This is a genomic window from Pseudomonas sp. 1D4 (assembly GCF_001728925.1).
In the GTDB taxonomy this organism is placed as follows: domain Bacteria; phylum Pseudomonadota; class Gammaproteobacteria; order Pseudomonadales; family Pseudomonadaceae; genus Metapseudomonas; species Metapseudomonas otitidis.
The window spans coordinates 17,469-36,817 of record NZ_LXJQ01000019.1 but is presented as its reverse complement, the minus strand read 5'-3'; the positions used below and the strand labels follow the sequence as shown (position 1 = coordinate 36,817).

The window sequence follows — 19,349 nt, the reverse complement described above, 5'->3', positions numbered from 1 at the left end:
GGCGGCACGACGCCTCAGGCGTCGGCCAGCACCTGCACGGGGATGCGTTGGAATTCCTTCTTCAGGGCCGGTTCGGCGATGCGCGCCTGCCACGGGTCCTGTTCGAAGGAGAGGGCGTATTGCAGGCGCTGGTTGAGCGCGCGGCGGTTGTCGGCGTTTTCCAGCACCGCCTGGCGGATGTGCGCCATGCCCACCCGTTGCAGGTAGTGCACGGTGCGTTCGAGGTAGAAGGCTTCCTCGCGGTAGAGCTGGAGGAAGGCGCCGCTGTATTCGCGCACCTCGTCGGCGGTCTTGAGCTTGACGAAGAACTCCGCCACTTCGGTGCGGATGCCGCCGTTGCCGCCGATGTACAGCTCCCAGCCGGAGTCCACGCCGATGATGCCGATGTCCTTGATGCCGGCCTCGGCGCAATTGCGCGGGCAGCCGGAGACGGCCAGCTTGACCTTGTGCGGCGACCACATGTTGAACAGGTCGTGCTCCAGGTCGATGCCCAACTGGGTGGAGTTCTGCGTGCCGAAGCGGCAGAACTCGCTGCCGACGCAGGTCTTCACCGTGCGGATGGACTTGCCGTAGGCGTGGCCGGAGGGCATGTCCAGGTCCTTCCAGACGCCGGGCAGGTCCTCCTTGCGGATGCCCAGCAGGTCGATGCGCTGGCCGCCGGTGACCTTGACCATGGGCACCTGGTACTTGTCCGCCACGTCGGCGATGCGGCGCAGCTCGGCGGCGCTGGTGACGCCGCCCCACATGCGCGGCACCACCGAGTAGGTGCCGTCCTTCTGGATGTTGGCGTGGGCGCGCTCGTTGATCAGGCGCGACTGCGGGTCGTCGTGGGCCTCGCCCGGCCAGGTGGAGATCAGGTAGTAGTTCAGCGCCGGGCGGCAGGTGGCGCAGCCGTCCGGGGTGGTCCAGCCCAGCGCGGCCATGGCCTGGGCGAGGTGGGTCAGGTGCTGCTCGCGGATGGCCGCGCGCACCTGGCCATGGTTCAGCTCGGTGCAGCCGCACACGGCCTTTTCGCTCCTGGGCTTCACATCCGCTGCGCCACCGACTGTGCTGATGAGGATCTGCTCCACCAGCGGTGCGCAGGAGCCGCAGGAGCTGGCGGCCTTGGTGTGCTTCTTCACCTCGTCGACGCTGAACAGGCCGTTGGCCTGGATGGCCTTGACTATGGTGCCCTTGCACACGCCGTTGCAGCCGCATACCTCGGCGCTGTCGGGCATGCTCGCAGCGCTGCTCTGGCCCTGGTGGCCGACGTCGCCCAGGGCGCTCTCGCCGAACATCAGGTGGTCGCGGATACCGCTGATGTCGGCGCCCTCGCGCACCTGGCGGAAGTACCAGCCGCCGTCGGCGGTGTCGCCATAGAGGCAGGCGCCCACCAGCACGTCGTCCTTGATGACGAGCTTCTTGTAGACCCCGCCGATGGGGTCGGAGAGGGTGATGGTCTCGGTGCCGTCGCCACCCATGAAGTCCCCGGCGGAGAACAGGTCGATGCCGGTGACCTTCAGCTTGGTGGAGGTGACCGAGCCCTGGTAGCGGGCGAAGCCGAGCATGGCCAGGTGGTTGGCGCAGACCCGCGCCTGCTCGAACAGCGGCGCCACCAGGCCGTAGGCGATGCCCCGGTGGTTGGCGCATTCGCCCACGGCGTACACGCGCGGGTCGTAGGTCTGCAGGGTGTCGTTGACCAGGATGCCGCGGTTGCACGGCAGGCCCGCGCGCTCGGCCAGTTCGGTGTTGGGGCGGATGCCGGCGGCCATCACCACCAGGTCGGCCGGGACCACCTCGCCACCCTTGAACTGCACGGCGCAGACGCGGCCCTCGCCGTTGTCCATCAGCTCGTCGGTGACGGTGCCGAGGCGGAAGTGGATGCCGCGCGCCTCCAGCGCGCTCTGCAGCAGCTTGCCGGCGGTGCGGTCGAGCTGGCGTTCCAGCAGCCAGTTGGCCAGGTGCACCACGGTGACGTCCATGCCGCGCTGCTTGAGGCCGTTGGCCGCCTCCAGGCCGAGCAGGCCGCCGCCGATCACTACGGCGTGGCTGTGACGCTGGGCGGCGTCGATCATGGCCTGGGTGTCGGCGATGTCGCGGTAGCCGATCACACCCGCCAGGCGGTTGCCCGGCACCGGCAGGATGAAGGGGTTGGAGCCGGTGGCGATCAGCAGGCGGTCGTATTCGGCCTGGGTGCCGTCGTCGGCGGTGACCACCCGGCGGCGCCGGTCGATGGCCACCACCTTGCGGTTGAGCAGCAGCTGGATGCGCTGCTCGGCGTACCAGTTGAGGTCGTTGAGGACGATGTCCTCGAAGGCCTGTTCGCCCGCCAGCACCGGCGACAGCAGGATGCGGTTGTAGTTGGGGTGCGGTTCGGCGCCGAACAGGGTGATGTCGTAGAGGTCGGGGGCGAGCTTGAGCAGCTCTTCGAGGGTGCGCACTCCGGCCATGCCGTTGCCGATCATCACCAGCTTGAGTTTCTTCATGCGGAAGGCTCCTGCATAAAAATCCGGGCAAACAAAAAAGGCGTCCCGCTGTTGCCAGCAGGACGCCTTTGTCCAGGTCCCGTTCGATCGGGAAGGGCACCCGCTCGCCGTTGAGCAGGGGCCTGTGAATGTGTCGAAACCTCTCTAGCAGGCAGCGTGCCAACCCGTCGGAGCCCGCCCGGCGCGGCGTTGCGGCACCCGGCACGGTAAAAGCGGGGTGGCGCGTGCGCCGTCCGGGGGCGTCATGCGCCGCTGTGGTGCGCCAGCAGGGCCAGCCCCAGCAGCAGGTTCCCGGCCAGGGCAAGCAGGGCGATGGCGCGCCAGGTGGCGGCCGGCGCCCGTTGCAGCAGCGGGCGCGGGCGGCCGTCGTCGCGGCGCTCGCCGTGCTCCAGTTCCAGCAGCCAGTGCTCGGCGGTTTCGTGGCGCTGGGCCGGGTCCAGGGCCAGGGCCTTGTCCAGCAGGGCATCGATCCACGGCGGGACGTCCGGCCGGTAGCGGCTGGCCGGCGTCGGCGGCCCCAGGCGTGGACGCTGGAAGGCCTCCACCTCGCCCTGGGGGAAGTGCTGGGTGAGCAGCCGGTACAGGGTGACGGCAGCGGCGTAGAGGTCCAGCCCCGGCGCAGGGGCTGCGCCGGCGTAGGCTTCCGGCGGCAGGTAGCCGGGGGTGCCTGGCAGGCCCGCGCCCGGCTCGGCAGACAGCCCCGGGCAGTAGGCGAGGCCGAAGTCCAGCAGGCGCAGTTGGCCGTCCTCGCCTTGCAGCAGGTTCTCCGGCTTCACGTCCCGGTGCAGCACGTTGCGCCGGTGCAGGGTGCCCAGGGCCCGCAGCAACTGGCTGGCCACCTGCAGCCAGGCGTCCAGGGGCAGCGGGCCGTCCTCGGCCAGGCGCCGGCCGAGGTCGCGCCCGGGGTATTCGCGCTGCACGTAATAGAGGTGCTGGCGCTGGGGCAGGGGGTGCACCTCGGCGAAATGGCGGCCGGCCACCCGGCGCAGGAACCATTCCTCCTGCAGCAGGGCGATGGCCGCTTCCGGTTCGTCGTGGCGCTTGTGGGGCAGGGTCTTCAGCAGCCAGTCCTGGCCACTGGCATCGCGCACGCGGTACAGCAATGACTGGCGCGAGGCGGCCACCTGGCCCTGCACCCACCAGCCTTCGAACCGTTGGCCGGGGCGCAGTTCGGGGGGCAGGGGGCGGTCGTCCATCTCGGCCATGGCATCGGCCAGGGCCCGTTCTGGTAACTGCTGGACCTGCACCAGCAGGGCGCTGGCATTGTCCTGGCCGCCGGCCAGGTGGGCGGCGCTGACCAGCGCGCGGGCGGCGGCCTCGGGGTCGGGTTCGTCCTGCAGCAGGTGGCGGATGCCGTCGTCGCCGAGGCTGGCCCAGACGCCGTCGCTGACCAGCAGGAAGGCGTCGCCCTCGTGCAGGTCACCGTCGCGGTAGTCCACCACCAGGTGCTGATCCAGCCCGAGAGCGCGCTTGAGCACATGCTGCATGCCGGGCTGGTCCCAGGCGTGGTCCTCGGTGAGGCGCTGCAGGCGGCCTTCGTGCCAGCGGTAGGCGCGGCAGTCGCCGACGTGGGCGAGGGTGAAGCGGCGCCCGCGCAGCACCAGGGCGGTGAGGGTGGTGAGCAGCGGCTGGCCACCGCCGTTGGCGCGCAGCCAGCGGTTGTGGGCCAGCAGCAGGCGGTCCAGGGCCTGGGCCACGGCCCAGGTTTCCGGCGTGGCGTAGTAGTCCAGGGCCAGCGCCTGCAGGGTGGCGCGGGCCGCCAGGCCACCGTCGGCGCACTGGCTGACGCCGTCGGCGAGGGCGAACAGGCTGCCCTTGCTGGCGGCCAGGGGCGCGCCGGGGGTGACCACCCGCAGCGCGTCCTGGTTGTCCTGCCGGGGGCCGGTGGCGCTGGCCTGGCCGACCCGCAGGCGCAGGCTCATACCCGCGCTGCGGTGAGGGCGGCGCTGCCCCAGGTGGTGCGCCAGCGCAGCTTGACGCCGTACAGCCCGACCCAGGCCAGCAGGCCGAGGCTGGCAAACAGCCACAGGCCCAGCTGGTAGTCACCGGTGTGCTGCTTGATGGCGCCGAGCCCGGCGGTGAGGCAGAAGCCGCCGATGCCGCCGGCCATGCCGATCAGCCCGGTCATGACGCCGATCTCCTTGTGGAAGCGTTGCGGCACCAACTGGAACACCGCGCCGTTGCCGGCGCCGAGGCTGAGCATGGCGATGACGAACAGCGCCAGGGCGGCGAAGACGCTGCCGAGGTGGAAGCCCACGGCGGCGATGCACAGCGAGGCGAGGGTGTAGACCACCAGCAGGGTGCGGATGCCGCCGATGCGGTCGGCGAAGGCACCGCCGATGGGGCGCATCAGGCTGCCGGCGAACACGCAGGCGGCGGTGTAGTAACCGGCGGTGACCGGCTCCAGGCCGTACTGGTCGTGGAAGTAGCCGGGCAGGGTGCTGGCCAGGCCGAGGAAGCCGCCGAAGGTGACGCTGTAGAAGAACATGAACCACCAGCTGTCACGGTCACCCAGGGCCTTGAGGTAGTCACCGAGGGCCTTGGGGGCCGGGCGGTTGGGGGCGTTGCGCGCGGCGATGGCGAAGATCGCCAGGGTCAGCACCAGCGGCACCAGCGCCAGGCCGAACACGTTGTTCCAGCCGTACAGGGCGGCCAGCCCCGGGGCGAACAGCGCCGCCAGCACGGTGCCGGAGTTGCCCGCCCCGGCGATGCCCAGGGCCTTGCCCTGGTGCTGCGGTGGGTACCACTGGGAGGCCAGCGGCAAGGCAACGGCGAACGAGGCCCCGGCGAAGCCGAGGAACAGCCCCAGCAGCAGTGCCTGCTCGTAGCTGTGGATGCCCAACTGCCAGGCGCCGAACAGTGCGCCGATGACGATGACCTGGCCCAGCAGGCCGGCACTGCGCGGCGAGGTGCGGTCGGCCAGCAGGCCCATCAGGAAGCGCAGCACGGCGCCGGCCAGGATCGGTGTGGCGACCATCAGGGCGCGCTGCTGGGTGGTCAGCCCCAGGTCGGTGGCGATCTGCACCCCCAGGGGGCCGAGCACGTACCAGACCATGAAACTCAGGTCGAAATAGAGAAAGGCGGCGAACAGGGTCGGGGTGTGGCCCGCTTTCCAGAAACTCGTCATCGAACGAACTCCTCATCTGCATCAGTGGGGAACCGGACGGACCACCCCCGGCAGTGCACGGCGGTTGCGTCCCTCCGGCACATGCGCGCCGGACCGGGTCGGGCGCGCCCGGCCGGTCATGGCCGGGGCTGGATCGGGTGATGTCACACGCGCGGTCGGACTGCGCCGCGCTGCCCCTGCGCCGGGGCTGGAACGCAAAAGGCGCCGCGATCCCGCAGCCGCTGGGCTGGGGAAACGCGACGCCTTTGTCGTTCGGTGGGCAACCGCCGTTGGCTACCTGGGGGAGGCTCAGCAAGAGCCGGGCCAAGTGCGGGGAAGGGCTGGCAGGGCAGGCGATACGCCGGTTGGCAGGCTGCCGGGGGATTCATGCCGCTGGGACGATGCCCCGAGCAGGGGCACGCGGCCTCCGGCCTGCCCGGCTTCAGTGCCCGAGCATCTCGTGCATGGCGATGATCTGCTCGGCCACCTGGATGAGCTTCTGCTGCCGGCTCATGGCCTGGCGGCGCATGAGGGTGTAGGCCTCCTCTTCGCCGCATTGCTTCATCTTCATCAGCAGGCCCTTGGCCAGCTCCACCCGCTTGCGCTCGGCCAGTTGCTGCTCGCGGGCGTTGAGCTGGGCGCGCAGGGCCTGGTCGCTCTCGAAGCGGGCGATGGCGACGTCGAGGATCGGCGCCAGGCGCTGGGCCTGGATGCCCTCCACCACGTAGGCGCTGACGCCGGCCTGGATGGCCTGGCGCATGATGGCCGGGTCGTGTTCGTCGGTGAACATGACGATGGGGCGCGGGCGGTCGCGGCTGACCAGCACCACCTGCTCCATCACGTCGCGGCCGGGGGATTCGGTGTCGATCAGCACCACGTCGGGGCGCACCGCCTCGACCCGGCGCGGCAGGTCGATGTCCAGCCCGGATTCGTCCACCACCTCGAAACCGGCCTCGCTCAGAGCGGCCTTGAGCCGGCCCATCTTCTTCGGGGTGTCGTTGATCAGCAGGATGCGCAGCATGACGGTCGTCCCTGGGTCAGAGCAGCGGGGCGGTCGCATCGGCGAGCGCATGCACGGGGAAACGGCGGGCGTAGCCGGCCGGGTCGTCGCCGGTCCAGGCCACGCCATCCATCAGCACCGCACTGCGCATCGGCGCCGGTACGGCGATGCCGAGAGCCTCGGCAGCGTCGCGGTACAGCGCCAGGCATTGCACCTGGCGGGCGATGGCCAGGTAGTCCGGGTCGTCCCGCAGCAGCCCCCAGCGGCGGAACTGGGTGAGGAACCACAGGCCGTCGGAGAGGTAGGGGCAGGTGGCGCGGCCCTCGTCGAAGAAGCGCAGAGGATGGGCGTCTTCCCAGTGGTGGCCGAGGCCGTCGTGGTAGTGGCCGAGAAAGCGCGGCTCGATCACCTCCAGCGGCGCGCCGACGTAGGCCTCGGCGCTGATCAACTGGGCGGTGCTACGGCGGTTCTCGGGGTTCTGCTCGATGAAGCGGCTGGCGTCCAGCACCGCCATCACCAGGGCGCGGGCGCAGTTGGGGTACTGCTCGACGAAGGCCCGGGTGGCGCCCAGCACCTTCTCGGGGTGGTCCGGCCAGATGGACTGGCTGGTGGCCAGGGTGAAGCCCTGGCCGCGCTCCACCGCCAGTGCGCCCCAGGGGCCGCCGGCGCAGAAGCCGTCGATGCGCCCGGCCTGCAGGTGCGCAACCATCTGCGACGGCGGCACCACCTGGGTGTCGACATCGCGCAGCGGGTGGATGCCATGGGCCGCGAGCCAGTAGGCCAGCCACATGGCGTGGGTGCCGGTGGGGAAGGTGTGGGCGAAGGTGAGCCGTGCGCCGTGCTGGTGCACATGGCGCACCAGTGCCTCGGCGTGGGTCACGCTCGCCTGGCGCAACGGCTCGGACAGGTTGATGCCCTGGCCGTTCTGGCTCAGGGCCATGAGCACCGCCATGGGCGTGGCCGGGCTGCCGATGCCCAGGTGGCTGCCGTAGACCTGCCCGTAAAGCGCCTGGGCGGCATCCAGGCGGCCGCTGGTGAGCCCATCGCGCAGCCCCGCCCAGGACGTTTGTCGGTGCAGGTTGAGGGTCAGTCCGTAGGGCTGGGCGAAGCCCTGGGTGGCGGCGACGATCAGCGAGGCCGAATCGGTGAGCGGCATGAAGCCGATGTCCAGCGCGCTCTTCTCGGGTGCGTCACTGCCAGCGACCCAGGCCAGGGCATCGCGGCGGGTGGTCGGGCGGGCGTGATCCATGGTGTCCCTGTCCTCGAAATGAAAAGGCGCCGCCCCGACCCCTCGCACAGTGCGATGGTCGTTGGCGGCGCCGTTGCCGTCGGGCCCCGACGGTGGGGCCTGGAGGGGGAATAGCAAGGGGTGTGCCAGGGGCGTTGGGGGGTTGAAGCCGAACAGCGCCCGTTGTCCCTCGGCTCGCCCTAGTGCCGCTGTGCCAGTTGACGCTCACTCGCACCCGTCGCTAGATTCCGGCCCTTCTTCGCCGCAGGGCCCGTCGCCCCGCAGCGCTCACCGTGGCAAGGAACGGCCCGTCATGCACAAGATCACGCCCTTACTGCTCACCAGCGCCCTGGCATTCATCTGCCTGCCCAGCCACGCCGAGTACATCGAGCCTTTCAGTTGCAGGAACGGCTACTTCCCCTCCGAGGGCAGGTTCACCCAGCTCTACACCGTCGTGGGCAAGCACCAGACGCACTTCTTCAAGGACACCGAGGGTTGCCCCGAATCGGAGGGGTGCATGCAGAAGGCCTACGTCATCGAGGGCGATGAGGTGCTGGTCAACAAGATCGCAGGCGACTGGGCCTGTGCCTGGTACCAGGGCAAGAAACGCGAAACCGTGGGCTGGATCGTGCTGGAGAACCTCGCACCGGCCACCGACCCCGTGCCCCAGCCCACCGACTGGCTGGGCACCTGGAAGACCCCGTCAAGCTCCATCACCATCGAGCAGCAAGAGCAGGGCAATGGCCTGCACGTGACCGGCGATGCCACCTGGGGCACCGGCGCCCGCACCCACATCGGACAGATCGACGGCACCCTCAAGCCAGAAGGCCGTTACGCGATGACCAAGGAAGGTGACGACAAGTACGACTGCGCTGTGGAGTTCAGCCGGGTCGGCCGCTTCCTGATCGTGGATGACAACAACAATTGCGGCGGCATGAATGTGAGTTTTGATGGGGTTTACGTCAGGGAGTAACAGGCCGGCGGTTCAGTCCGGCTCAGCGTCGGAGCGGTGTAGGGGCGACTTCAGTCGCCCAAGGGATGCGTAGCATCCCCTGTGATACTGGGTGGCAGACCTGCGGTCTGCTTGGCGACTGAAGTCGCCCCTACATGACATGCGCCTTACGGGGGCAGCGCGGGCTGGGCGGCGGCATTGTGCTCCCATCCCTGCCCATTGCGCTGCGCAGCCAGAATCATCTCCGCCGCCTTCTCCGCGATCATCCTTGCCGGGCGTTGGTGTTGCCGGTGATCAGGGGCGGCATGATCGAAGCATCCACCACGCGCAGGCTGTCGATGCCGTGCACGCACAGCCCGCTGGAGCCGGGGGAGATGATCATCTACCGCACCGACAAGCCGTACCTGTTCGGCTTCTCCGGACCCATGCGCCAGTTCATCTTCGACATCCCTCAGGAACTGTTTGGCGAACGCTGCCTGGGCCTCCTCGACGGCCCGCTCAAGGTGGGCGCGGAAACCCGCCTGCAACGCCTGCTCACCCGCACCCTCTGCGAGCGCACCCAGGGCTTCTTCGATCGCCCCGCCAAACGCGAGGCCGAGCACTTCGAAGGCGGCGTGCTGGAACTGCTCTCCAGCATCATCGCCGGGCAGACCGGCGAACACCGTGTCAGCGCCCTCAGCACCTCCTACCTGCTCACCGCCAAACGCCTCATCGCGGAACAACTGGGCGACCCGGCCCTAAGCTGCGAACACGTCAGCTACAGCATCGACATCTCCGTGCGCCACATCACCCGCCTGTTCGACTAGGAAGGCGGCTCACCAGGCCGATACATTGCCGAATGCCGCCTCGAACTCGCCCACCGCCTGTTCAGCAGCCCGCAGGCCAGTGGTTTGGATATCAGCGAGATGTCCTACCGGCATGGCTATTCGAGCCAGGTGCATTTCGCACGGAGCTTCAGGACGAGGTATGGAAGGACGCCGAGTGAGGTGAGGGGGAGGGCTGAGAGATATGAGTGTCTGCTTTCGGCCAAAAGCGGACGGCCAACAGCGCTCGGAATGTTTGCTTAACCACGTCATCACAACGGTGATACGCAATTAGCTGTCCGCAGTTCTAAGCGATTAGAGCTGCGCTTCGGCTTGATCAGCCAAGTGAGACTACATTGTAAAAGGGTTTATATTTACAATAGGATCGCCGGGTCGCATGAAGAATTTTTGGACTGATTTCTTACAGTGCTCCTCCGTTTTCGTAAACATATCCATGTTATCAGTAAAATAATCGGAGATACTTAAGTTCATGCGATTTGGGACTCTTATTTCGGTTTCGTCGGAAAGAAATATGTCTAGCAGCCGTAGATCTGAGATTTTACACAACCCGAGCGGATGATCCTTTAAGACATTCCTGTTGTGGAGGCTGCAGCTCTCAATTATGTCCTTATCAATCGCGCCCGCAAGCTCCCTAGCGCTGTTAAGCGAGCACTCAAACAGGTATTCATCCCCAAACTTGTAAAGCATAGGGAAGTCCTTATCTACGCTGCTCCAGAACTTTATTATCGCGGCCAGTGGGTTTGTTTTTAGAAGTTTCACCGCGTTTGTGCGAGTTGAGTAATTTGAAAGCTTGATCCATCCATGCATGAACAGTATGGTTTTAAAGAAAATTACTGCCCTAGAACTGCCTCTTCGCATGTCTTGGCATATTGTCTCACCCGCGTACTGATCGTTTATTGAGCCTTGTATGTAGTAACTGATTTTCGAGCATGCAATGTCGTTCAGATCCAAAGCGAATCGACATAGTGTTGCGACGAATGCTAGTAACTCCTTCAGGCTTAGCTCTTTAAAATGCAGCCTTGAAAGCGTCAGCAGTACCGTGTATTCCGATTGATTTTTATCAGATAGCACCCTTTCGAAATCTGTATGAATTTTAGTTATGTACTCTGTTTTTTCTGTGCAATCGCTGAGCGCTTCGGCAGAGACGATTTTGACTAATATCTCATTTGCAAGTGCATGTGCTTCAATTACAGACAAGAGGCTTAGGGGCACCTTTTGGATTATTTTGTTCTGTAGATTGTAATTTATGTATATTATTGGACCAAACCTCTCGTCAACTGTCACTGTGTGGGTCATTGATGTCGCCAATGAAAGTGGATGCTCGCCAATTTCAAGTAGCTCTTCATGGGACCTCAGTTCGGCCACATTAAGGTAGAATACGGATAGTGGCTGCTCCGTATCTTTTTTTTCAGCAGTAAATTTCATTAATCTAAGTTTTCTGTGCAGGAACTCCATTCCCCATGTTGTGGTTAAACAGTCGTTGAAATGGGTGACTTCGTGAGCGACCAGTGATCTGAAGTTTACCCTTACCGGCCAGTATTCATCCCACTTTGCAGATGGCAATTCGGCTAAAGACTCTTCAAGCATCCGTTTTGCAGGCTTGGTATAGTTTCTAATTTCTATAAGATTTGAATAAAAGTCAAAGGAGCCTAGCTCATTTGATGTGGCAAACAACTTGCTCATACGCCTCAAGTCCATAGGTGGATGGTTTTTATCTGCGGGCAGCAAATCTTGCTGGTATGCGCTCAATTGGGGGCAGACCACGACTGTTTTCGCTTCTTCTTGATCATTCAAGCCAAAACCGTGGCCTGCCCCCCTATTGCCCGCAGGCTTAAGCTCTAGTGAATTTAATACATTGGCTAAAGCCCTCAAGATTATCGCCTTTTGTATTCATGCCAAATGCCGCCAAAAACTCCCGCGCGAAGATATCCTTTGGACCTTCCCCAGCGCCTTCGGCATTTAGCGTTCGTGAAACACTGCTTACAAAAAGATCAGCCAACTGCATTAATGGAGATGTCTTGGAGTCTTCGGATGCGACTAGATCCACATGCAATCTATCATCAAATATAGATGCAGCGGCATATTGCAATTGCAGCTCTATGTCCTTCAAGACCAAATTATCTTTGGATACCTCTTCGGTATCTTTTCTAAACTGCATATTTCTTGGCAATACCGCCCGACCAGAAGAATCCTCCTCTTTCACTCCATCAATGATCATGTGATAAAACATCTTGGTCAGGGCATCATCAACACTAGATATACCGGTTCGCTCTACAGCAAGTGCCTTGAACGACAGGCTGGAGGAGTTCTGCACGACCGAACCCAAGACGCTCCTATAGGCATCGATACTCCCCCTATTGATATCTTTAAAGTGAAGCTCTCCCTCCATAGAAATCTCTCTCTTTTTTGCATTAATGGCGGAGGTTATTTTTAGAGTGTCATAGCTCTTCAAAACCCAAACACTACCAACAACTAGGTACTTGCTGGTTTTTCCGCTTTCATCACCATAAATGCAGTAAACAGGGTGAGTGGGGCGAACCTCCAGTGCCTTCTGCTTCTCCTCTTCTTCTAGCTTCCCCCTATATCTGCGAATTTCCGGAGAGGCTATGAACAAGCCAAGAACATTCTGCACCTTGGCTCGACTCCTGGAGATCGAATTAAATCTTTGCAGCTGAGGGTAATTCACTATTGGAATATCCCCACCATTATAAAGATCAGATTGAAATGTTCTCCAATAGATAGTCTGGCACTTAATATCTGAGTCTCGTGCTTCTGGATAGTGATTAAGTATCCACGCGACCCTATCCACCACTCTTTCTGGAGCGTTGCCGGCAACGGCGGCAAGAATTTGTAGCTTTTCCGCTTCAAGGTCCTTCATGCGGCTAGGAGGTGGAAGAGAAGCGATGAGATTCTCCTCGAATTCATCGCTGCTCAGGGCTGCTGAGTTAGTTTCCTCTATGCTCATCGCGTGCTCCTTTCGCTGTCGACCCATGACATCGTTAGGCCGCCACGAGACACTCGTCAAGTGCTACCTCAACTCTGATGGCCGACGATTGGGACGCGCATCGGTTGCTCGGCAGCGAGGCGACCTGCCAGTTGGTCATTAACTTCACGCGCATGACATAACTAAGTAGAAAAGGGGCAGATTGACTTTTCCACCTCGTGCAGTGAAGCCGTGCTTAGCACCACAAGGGTAAATTTCGATGCCCGCTTTTGGCCGAGAGCTGCCATTCTTAAAAACGCCGCACTCCCATGCGGCGTTTTTTCATTTCTGCACCTTAGAAAAACCGCTTCCAACTCGGCCCATCCCCCAGCCGCGGATCGTCATGCACCGCCATGAAACGCGGCAGGTCCTGCCGGGCGATCCAGGTTTCGCTTTGCCAATGCAGGGCGGCGATGCGTTGGTTGGCCCAGGTCATGAGGATGCGTCGCGGGCTGGCCTGCGGGTCGCGGTGGTAGTCGTGGAGGGTGGGGATCACTTCGTCGCTGAGCCATTGGCTGAGGGCGCAGTGTTCGGGGTGGCCGAAGCGGTAGAGGGCGCGATAGAGGCCGGCTTCGCTGACCAGTTCCACCTCTTCGCAGCGCCCTGTGCTGTAGCGCAGAAAGGCGAAGCGGAATTGGTGGGGATAGAGGCGTTTGGTCAGGCGGTAGGGCCGGGTGGCGGCGATCATCAGGGCGAAGTCGAGGGCGACGAACCAGGGGCGGTTGTCGATCATGACGGCGCGCAGTTGATGGCAGTGGCGTTGGAAGGTGATGGGGGTGAATGCGTCATGCATGGCGTGACTCCTACTAAGTCCATTTACTTGCCGCCATCCGCTGTCAGTCGAAGGGTGGCAAATCGCACGGGGTTGACAGACCGGTTAGTAGGACCGGCAGACCCGAGGGTCTCCCCGCGCGATCTGCCATAGAGCGGTGCAGTAAAAACTGCATGCGCACCGATGCCTGCAAGAAACATTCGCCGTTTCTCGCATGCGCCATCCGGCGCAATCGCGCCTACTAATTCGGGCTGTCAAACCCGGCCACGGGATTGACCGTGACCGGCGCAGGATAGGGATGGGCAGGTGCGAGGGCAAGGGGTTCGGGCGATGGTGTTCGCGGCGTAGCCCGGGCTTCAGCCCGGGAGTGGGTTTTCCTGGGCTGAAGCCCAGGCTACGGGGGGCCGGGGGGCTTGGGTGTTGTGGGGGCGGGGTGTTGGTGGTGTAGCCCGGGCTTCAGCCCGGGAGTGGGTTGTCCTGGGCTGAAGCCCAGGCTACGGGGGCCTGGGCGTTTGGAGGGGCGGTCAGTGCGGGGCGCGGCGGATGGTCTTGAGCAGGTCGTCGGGGCTGATGTGGCCGACCACCTGGGACGCGGCGCTGCCGGGCTGGGGCAGGTCGAGGATGTGGCCCTTCATCTTGCCGATGACGTGCATTTCGCAGGGCTTGCAGTCGAACTTCAGGGTCAGCACTTCATCGCCGTGCACCAGCTGCATCGGTGCGACCTTGGTGCGTACGCCGGTGACGCCCTTGGCCTGCTTGGGGCAGAGGTTGAAGGAGAAGCGCAGGCAGTGCTTGGTGATCATCACCGGTACTTCGCCTGCTTCCTCGTGGGCCTCGTAGGCGGCGTCGATCAGCTGCACGCCGTGGCGGTGGTAGAAGTCCCGCGCCTTCTGGTTGTAGACGTTGTAGAGGAACGACAGGTGTGCCTCGGGGTACACCGGCGGCGGGTTGGTTTCGGCCTTGCGACCGCCACGGGGGTGGGCGGCGACGCGGGCTTCGGTGAGCTTTTCGATGGCTTCGCGGCGCAGGGCCTTGAGCTGGGAGTTGGGGATGAAGAAGGCCTGGGGCGCGTCCAGCTCCACGGCGTCGGCGTGGTACATCGTGGTGCCCAGCTGGCCGAGCAGGTCGTGCAGTTGCTCCAGGGCCTGCTCGGGCTTGTTGGCAGCGCCGAAGGGGCCGTCCAGGGCGACGCTGGCGCTGACGCCTTCCTCGCTGGTGGCGGTCAGTTCCAGGCGCTCTTCACGCAGCTTGGCGACCCAGGAGAGGCCGACACGGCGCTCGGAGGAGGTCTTCTGCAGGGCCTGCTGCCAGTTGTGGTCGAGGTTGCGCGAGAGCGGGTGGTTGGGGCGCAGGCGGAACAGGCCCTCGGGCATTTCGTTGGGCTCGACGCGGTAGCGGTAGCGCTTCTCGCCGTCTTCCTCGAACTCGCCCTTGGGCTCGGCGATGTTGGCGCGGAAGCCCACCACCTCGCGCTTGACCAGCACGTTGAGGCCGTCGCCGTTGGACAGCGGCTCCTGGGTCACCACCAGCAGGTCGCGCTTGTTGACCTTCTCCACATGGCCCACCAGCAGGCCGGTGAAGGTGGGGGAGTCGAAGGCGCCGATGTCGATCTTGCGGTCGGTGACGAAGTAGTCGGTGCTGCCACGGTGGAAGGTCTTGTCCGGGTCGGGCACGAAGAAGTGATCGGTGCGGCCGCTGGAGGCGCGGGCCAGGTCCGGGCGGTTTTCGAGGATGCCGTCCAGGCGCTGGCGGTAGTAGGCGGTGATGTTCTTCACGTAGCCCATGTCCTTGTAGCGCCCTTCGATCTTGAAGGAGCGCACGCCGGCATCCACCAGCGCGCTGAGGTTGGCGCTCTGGTTGTTGTCCTTCATGGACAGCAGGTGCTTCTCGAAGGCGACGACGCGGCCCTGGTCATCCTTCAGGGTGTAGGGCAGGCGGCAGGCCTGGGAGCAGTCGCCCCGGTTGGCGCTGCGGCCGGTCTGGGCGTGGGAGATGTTGCACTGGCCGGAGAAGGCCACGCACAGCGCGCCGTGGATGAAGAACTCGATGGCAGCATCGGTCTCGTCGGCGATGGCGCGGATCTGCTGCAGGTTCAGCTCGCGGGCCAGCACCAGCTGGGAGAAGCCGGCCTGGTCGAGGAACTTGGCCCGCTCCAGGGTGCGGATGTCGGTCTGGGTGCTGGCGTGCAGCTCGATCGGCGGGATGTCCAGGCCCATCACGCCCATGTCCTGGACGATCAGCGCGTCGACGCCAGCGTCGTACAGCTGGTGGATCAGCGCGCGCGCCGGCTCCAGCTCGTCGTCGTGGAGGATGGTGTTGATGGTGACGAACACACGGGCGTGGAAGCGGTGGGCGAACTCCACCAGCTGGGCGATATCGGCCACCTCGTTGCAGGCGTTGTGCCGCGCGCCGAAGCTCGGCCCGCCGATGTAGACGGCGTCGGCGCCATGCAGGATGGCCTCGCGGGCGATGTGCACGTCACGGGCGGGGCTGAGCAGTTCGAGGTGGTGCTTGGGCAAGGACATGGTGTTTTTTCTTTATCAGGCGACACGGGCAAGGCGCGCATTGTAGCGGCAGCCCGTGGTGCCGGCACCCGTCCCGACGAGCGCGCCTGCCGCTGCCGGCTTCAGAAGCCCTGGAAGCGGGCGAAGGCCTCCACCGGGGCGCGCTCGGAGCGCAGCTGGTTGACCGGCGCCTGCGGGTCGGCGTGGCCCAGGGCCATGCCGCAGTAGAGCACCTGGTCATCGGCCAGGGCGAAGTGCCGGTGCAGGCCCTGGCGCACCATGCCCCAGGCCTCCTGCATGCAGGTGGAGAGGCCGCGCTCCTGAGCCACCAGGGCGAGGGACTGCATGAACATGCCCAGGTGCGCCCACTGGCCGTGGCCCATGCTGCGGTCGATGACGAAGAACAGCCCCACCGGCGCGCCGAAGAACTGGAAGTTGCGCGCCAGGGCCCGCAACCGGCCGGCCTTGTCCTCGCGGGGGACGCCCAGCAGGGCGTAGAGCGCTTCGCCCACCTGGTAGCGGCGGGTGCGGTAGGGCTCGCTGAGGGCGGCCGGGTAGATGGGGAATTCGTCGGCTTCGCCGGCCGGGTTGCGCAGCAGGGTCTCGGTGGCCAGGCGCTCGACGGCGGCCTTCTCGGCCCCGGCCACGGTGATCACCTGCCAGGGCTGCAGGTTGCCGCCGGAGGGCGACCAGCGCGCGGCATCGAGCAGGGCGTGGACGGTGGCGGCGTCCACCGGCTGGTCAGTGAAGGCGCGGATGGAGGTGCGTTGCTGGAGCAGTTCGACGACGGACATGGAAACCTCGGCAGCAGGGCGGACCGCGCCAGTGAAGCCGCCCTGGGCGTTCGCCGCAAGCAGCAGAACCGCCAGGGACGAGGGCGCGGCTGCCGGGGCTCAATCCCTGTTCAGGGCGTCGATCCCGGCCTGGGCCACCTGGGTGTCCTGGGCGGAGGTGACGCCCGAGACGGCGATGGCGCCGACCACGATGTCGCCGATGCGGATCGGCAGGCCGCCTTCCAGCAGGCCGGTCATCGGGGTGGCAAGGAAGGACAGCCGGCCCTGGCCGAGGATCAGTTCCTCGTAGAACTGCGTCGGCCGCCGGGTCAGCGCGGCGGTGCGGGCCTTGGCGGTGGCCATCTCCACGCTCATGGGGCTGGCGTCCTCCAGGCGTTGCAGGTGCAGCAGGTGGCCGCCGTCGTCGACGATGGCCACGGTCACCGCCCACTGTTGCTGGCGGGCGAAGGCGCGGGCGGCCTGGGCCATGGCCTGGATGTCCGGGTCGCTGAGGCATGGGCGCTGGTTCATCGCTTGGGCTCCGGGGTGAGGCTGGCGAGGCAGCGGCCGAGGGGGCTGGCCGGCTCGGTGAGGTCGAAGAGAATGTCGAAGTGGTCGCGCCCCGCGCAGGGCTGCACTGCGGTGACCGGCAGGTAGCGGGCCAGGTGGCGGGCCATGGCGCGGCTCTGCTGCTGGAAGGCATCGGTTTCCCGCTCGCCCCAGGCCAGGGCCACCGGGACTTCGCAGCTGGGCACCTGGCGCAGGGGGCTGAGGGCGGCGGCACGCGCCGCCGTGAGCTGCAACGGCTGGTCGATGTAGGTGCCGATCAGCGGTGCCAGTTCATAGATGCCGCTGACCAGCAGGGCCGCCTGGAACGGCGGCGGCCCCTCCCAGGGGTGGCTGAGCATCATCGCCACCAGGTGCGCCCCGGCGGAGCTGCCGGCAAGGACCAGGTGCGGTGCGCGCCCCCGTGCCAGCAGCACCGCCCGCAGGTGGAGCAGGGCGTTGGCGACCTGCTCGACGATCTGTTCCAGGCGCGCCCCGGGCGCCAGGCGATAGCCGACCGCCGCCAGGTCGTAGCCCTGAGCGTGCAGCCCGGGGGCGTGGAACAGCGAGTCCTCGGCGCTCAGCTCCTGCCAGTAGCCGCCGTGTACGTACGCCAGGGTGGCCCTGGCCGGTCGGGGGGCGCGCAGCAGCAGGACCTTCTCCCGGGGTGAGGGGCCGTAGGGCAGCACCTCGGCCGGGCCGCAGAGGGCCTCGGCGGCGCGGCTGTCACGGTGGTAGCGCTGCAGCGTCTCGGCGAAGCCGGGCGCCAGGCTGCTCGGCGAGTAGGCCCGCTCGCGCTGCTCTAGGGGCAGGTGCAGGCCGAAGGGGGCGTCATGCAGGGCCGTCATGCCGCGCCCTCCAGGGGGTGCAGGGGGGCGAGGCGGTCGAGCAACTGGCGCTCGGCCTTGGCCAGGTCGATCTGCTCGAAGCGCTCGCAACCCTGCACGGCTTCCCGCAGCAGGCGGGCCTGCACCTCGCCCCGGGCGAAGGCCGTGGCGTAGGGCAGGCAACTGAAGGTGACCATGCTGTAGCGCGGCACGAAGCGCCCCGGGTGGCGGGCCTCCAGCCACGCGGCCAGTTGGCGCTCCAACTGGTAGTCCGCTGCGCGCACCCGTTCGCGCATTTCCACGTAGTTCTCCAGGGCCATGGCCTGGATTGCGCCGGCATTGGGCCGGCGCTCCTCGGCGTAGGCCTGCAGGGCGGCGTCCAGGGGTTGCGGCCGGGCCAGGTGGCGGGCCAGGGCCAGCACGTCCTCCAGCCCGCAGTTCATGCCCTGGCCGTGGAACGGCACCATCGGGTGAGCCGCATCGCCCACCAGCACCGCGCAGCCCTGGGCATGCCAGCGCTCCAGCCAGAGGGTGCCGAGCTGGCCGATGGGGTTGTGCTCGAAGTCCGCCTCCAGGTCCGGCAGTTCGGCGGAGAGGTCGCTGTAGTGGGTGTCGAACCAGCGTCGCGCGGTGGGGCCGTCCGGCAGTTGGGCGAAGCAGTCGGCGCTGCCGTCGTCGTGGGGCAGGAACAGCGTGGTGGTGAAGCTGCCGTCGATGTTCGGCAGGGCGATGCTCATGTGCCCGCCTCGGGGCCAGATGTGCAGGGCATCGGCCAGCAGGCGCCCGGAGGCGGGGATGTTCAGCTCCTTGTAGCCGTGGGGCTGGCGTTCGCGGCGTTCGCCCAGGGGGGCGCCTTCGGCCATGGCCCGGCGCACGCCGGAGTCGGCACCGTCGGCGCCCACCAGCAGGTCGAAGGGCCAGCGCTGGCCACCGGCGATGACCTCGCGGCGCGCCCAGTCGATACCCGCCAGCGGGGTGTCGAAGTGCAGCTGGGCGCCGGCTGCCTGTGCCGCGTCCAGCAGCAGCCGGTTGAAGCGGTCGCGCTGGATCGACCAGATGGCATCCCCGGCTCGGCTGCTGTAGGCGTGGAATTGCTCCGGCACGCCCGGCACATGGACCCGCCGGCCGTGCATGGCCACGGCGCCGGCCAGCACGGCAGCGTCCAGGCCGGCCTGGCGCAGGGCCTGCAGGCCACGCTCGGCCAGGGCGAGGTTGATCGACTTGCCGGCCTGGGCGGTGTGCAGGCGCGGATCGGGGCGTTGTTCGAGCACGGTGACCTGCCAGCCCTGGCGCTGCAGCAGGCACGCCAGCAATGGGCCGGTGAGCCCACCGCCGACGATCAGGGCGGTGCGATGTTCTGCCATCGGGA

The 19,349-nt window shown here is 65.7% G+C and carries 14 protein-coding genes and 2 pseudogenes; 2 read left to right on the top strand and 14 right to left on the bottom strand.

Annotated features, from left to right (window positions below; all coding sequences use genetic code 11):
• Window positions 1-14 precede the first annotated feature (14 nt).
• The 5 genes from nirB to A7D27_RS11955 all read right to left on the bottom strand — a co-directional run bounded on the left by nirB (window position 15) and on the right by A7D27_RS11955 (window position 7,820).
• Entirely contained in the window at window positions 15-2,465 is a 2,451-nt protein-coding gene (gene nirB / locus A7D27_RS11975; RefSeq protein ID WP_069565023.1) for a nitrite reductase large subunit NirB, read from the bottom strand.
• A gap of 242 nt (window positions 2,466-2,707) precedes the next feature.
• A complete protein-coding gene (locus A7D27_RS11970) occupies window positions 2,708-4,387 on the bottom strand; it encodes a bifunctional protein-serine/threonine kinase/phosphatase (RefSeq protein ID WP_069565022.1) in 1,680 nt (559 codons plus the stop codon).
• Entirely contained in the window at window positions 4,384-5,592 is a 1,209-nt protein-coding gene (locus tag A7D27_RS11965) for a nitrate/nitrite transporter (protein ID WP_069561375.1), read from the bottom strand. The genes A7D27_RS11970 and A7D27_RS11965 overlap by 4 nt, the downstream gene beginning before the upstream one ends.
• Window positions 5,593-6,013: 421 nt before the next feature.
• Window positions 6,014-6,592: an ANTAR domain-containing response regulator gene (locus A7D27_RS11960; protein ID WP_069561374.1), complete on the bottom strand. Its 579-nt coding sequence runs from the start codon at window positions 6,590-6,592 to the stop codon at window positions 6,014-6,016.
• A 16-nt stretch (window positions 6,593-6,608) separates the two neighbouring features.
• Entirely contained in the window at window positions 6,609-7,820 is a 1,212-nt protein-coding gene (locus tag A7D27_RS11955; RefSeq protein WP_069565021.1) for a CmpA/NrtA family ABC transporter substrate-binding protein, read from the bottom strand.
• A gap of 292 nt (window positions 7,821-8,112) precedes the next feature.
• Here A7D27_RS11955 and A7D27_RS11950 point away from each other — a divergent pair, with 292 nt between their 5' ends.
• On the top strand, window positions 8,113-8,772 hold the full coding sequence (locus A7D27_RS11950) for a hypothetical protein (RefSeq protein WP_083265611.1): 660 nt from the start codon (window positions 8,113-8,115) through the stop codon (window positions 8,770-8,772).
• Window positions 8,773-8,918: 146 nt separating this feature from the next.
• Here A7D27_RS11950 and A7D27_RS29095 read toward each other — a convergent pair.
• Window positions 8,919-9,106 (bottom strand): annotated as a pseudogene (locus A7D27_RS29095) (GMC oxidoreductase); the annotation flags it as partial.
• Between the two features lie 4 nt (window positions 9,107-9,110).
• Here A7D27_RS29095 and A7D27_RS29090 point away from each other — a divergent pair.
• Window positions 9,111-9,818 (top strand): annotated as a pseudogene (locus A7D27_RS29090) (helix-turn-helix domain-containing protein); the annotation flags it as partial.
• Window positions 9,819-9,905: 87 nt separating this feature from the next.
• Here A7D27_RS29090 and A7D27_RS27820 read toward each other — a convergent pair.
• From A7D27_RS27820 to A7D27_RS11905, 8 genes are all read right to left on the bottom strand, one after another.
• Complete coding sequence (locus A7D27_RS27820; RefSeq protein WP_139134085.1) at window positions 9,906-11,447, bottom strand: hypothetical protein; 1,542 nt, start codon at window positions 11,445-11,447, stop codon at window positions 9,906-9,908.
• Complete coding sequence (locus tag A7D27_RS27160; RefSeq protein ID WP_083265610.1) at window positions 11,407-12,540, bottom strand: DUF3800 domain-containing protein; 1,134 nt, start codon at window positions 12,538-12,540, stop codon at window positions 11,407-11,409. The genes A7D27_RS27820 and A7D27_RS27160 overlap by 41 nt, the downstream gene beginning before the upstream one ends.
• Window positions 12,541-12,853: 313 nt before the next feature.
• Complete coding sequence (locus A7D27_RS11930; protein ID WP_069565018.1) at window positions 12,854-13,351, bottom strand: BRO family protein; 498 nt, start codon at window positions 13,349-13,351, stop codon at window positions 12,854-12,856.
• 503 nt (window positions 13,352-13,854) lie between these two features.
• Window positions 13,855-15,855: a U32 family peptidase gene (locus A7D27_RS11925; protein ID WP_069565017.1), complete on the bottom strand. Its 2,001-nt coding sequence runs from the start codon at window positions 15,853-15,855 to the stop codon at window positions 13,855-13,857.
• Between the two features lie 101 nt (window positions 15,856-15,956).
• A complete protein-coding gene (locus A7D27_RS11920; protein WP_069565016.1) occupies window positions 15,957-16,628 on the bottom strand; it encodes a nitroreductase in 672 nt (223 codons plus the stop codon).
• Between the two features lie 99 nt (window positions 16,629-16,727).
• Complete coding sequence (locus A7D27_RS11915) at window positions 16,728-17,138, bottom strand: heme-binding protein (protein ID WP_069565015.1); 411 nt, start codon at window positions 17,136-17,138, stop codon at window positions 16,728-16,730.
• Window positions 17,135-18,001: an alpha/beta hydrolase gene (locus A7D27_RS11910; protein ID WP_069565014.1), complete on the bottom strand. Its 867-nt coding sequence runs from the start codon at window positions 17,999-18,001 to the stop codon at window positions 17,135-17,137. Before A7D27_RS11910 ends, A7D27_RS11915 begins: the two co-directional genes overlap by 4 nt.
• Entirely contained in the window at window positions 17,998-19,344 is a 1,347-nt protein-coding gene (locus tag A7D27_RS11905) for an NAD(P)/FAD-dependent oxidoreductase (RefSeq protein ID WP_069565013.1), read from the bottom strand. The genes A7D27_RS11910 and A7D27_RS11905 overlap by 4 nt, the downstream gene beginning before the upstream one ends.
• Window positions 19,345-19,349: the final 5 nt, after the last annotated feature.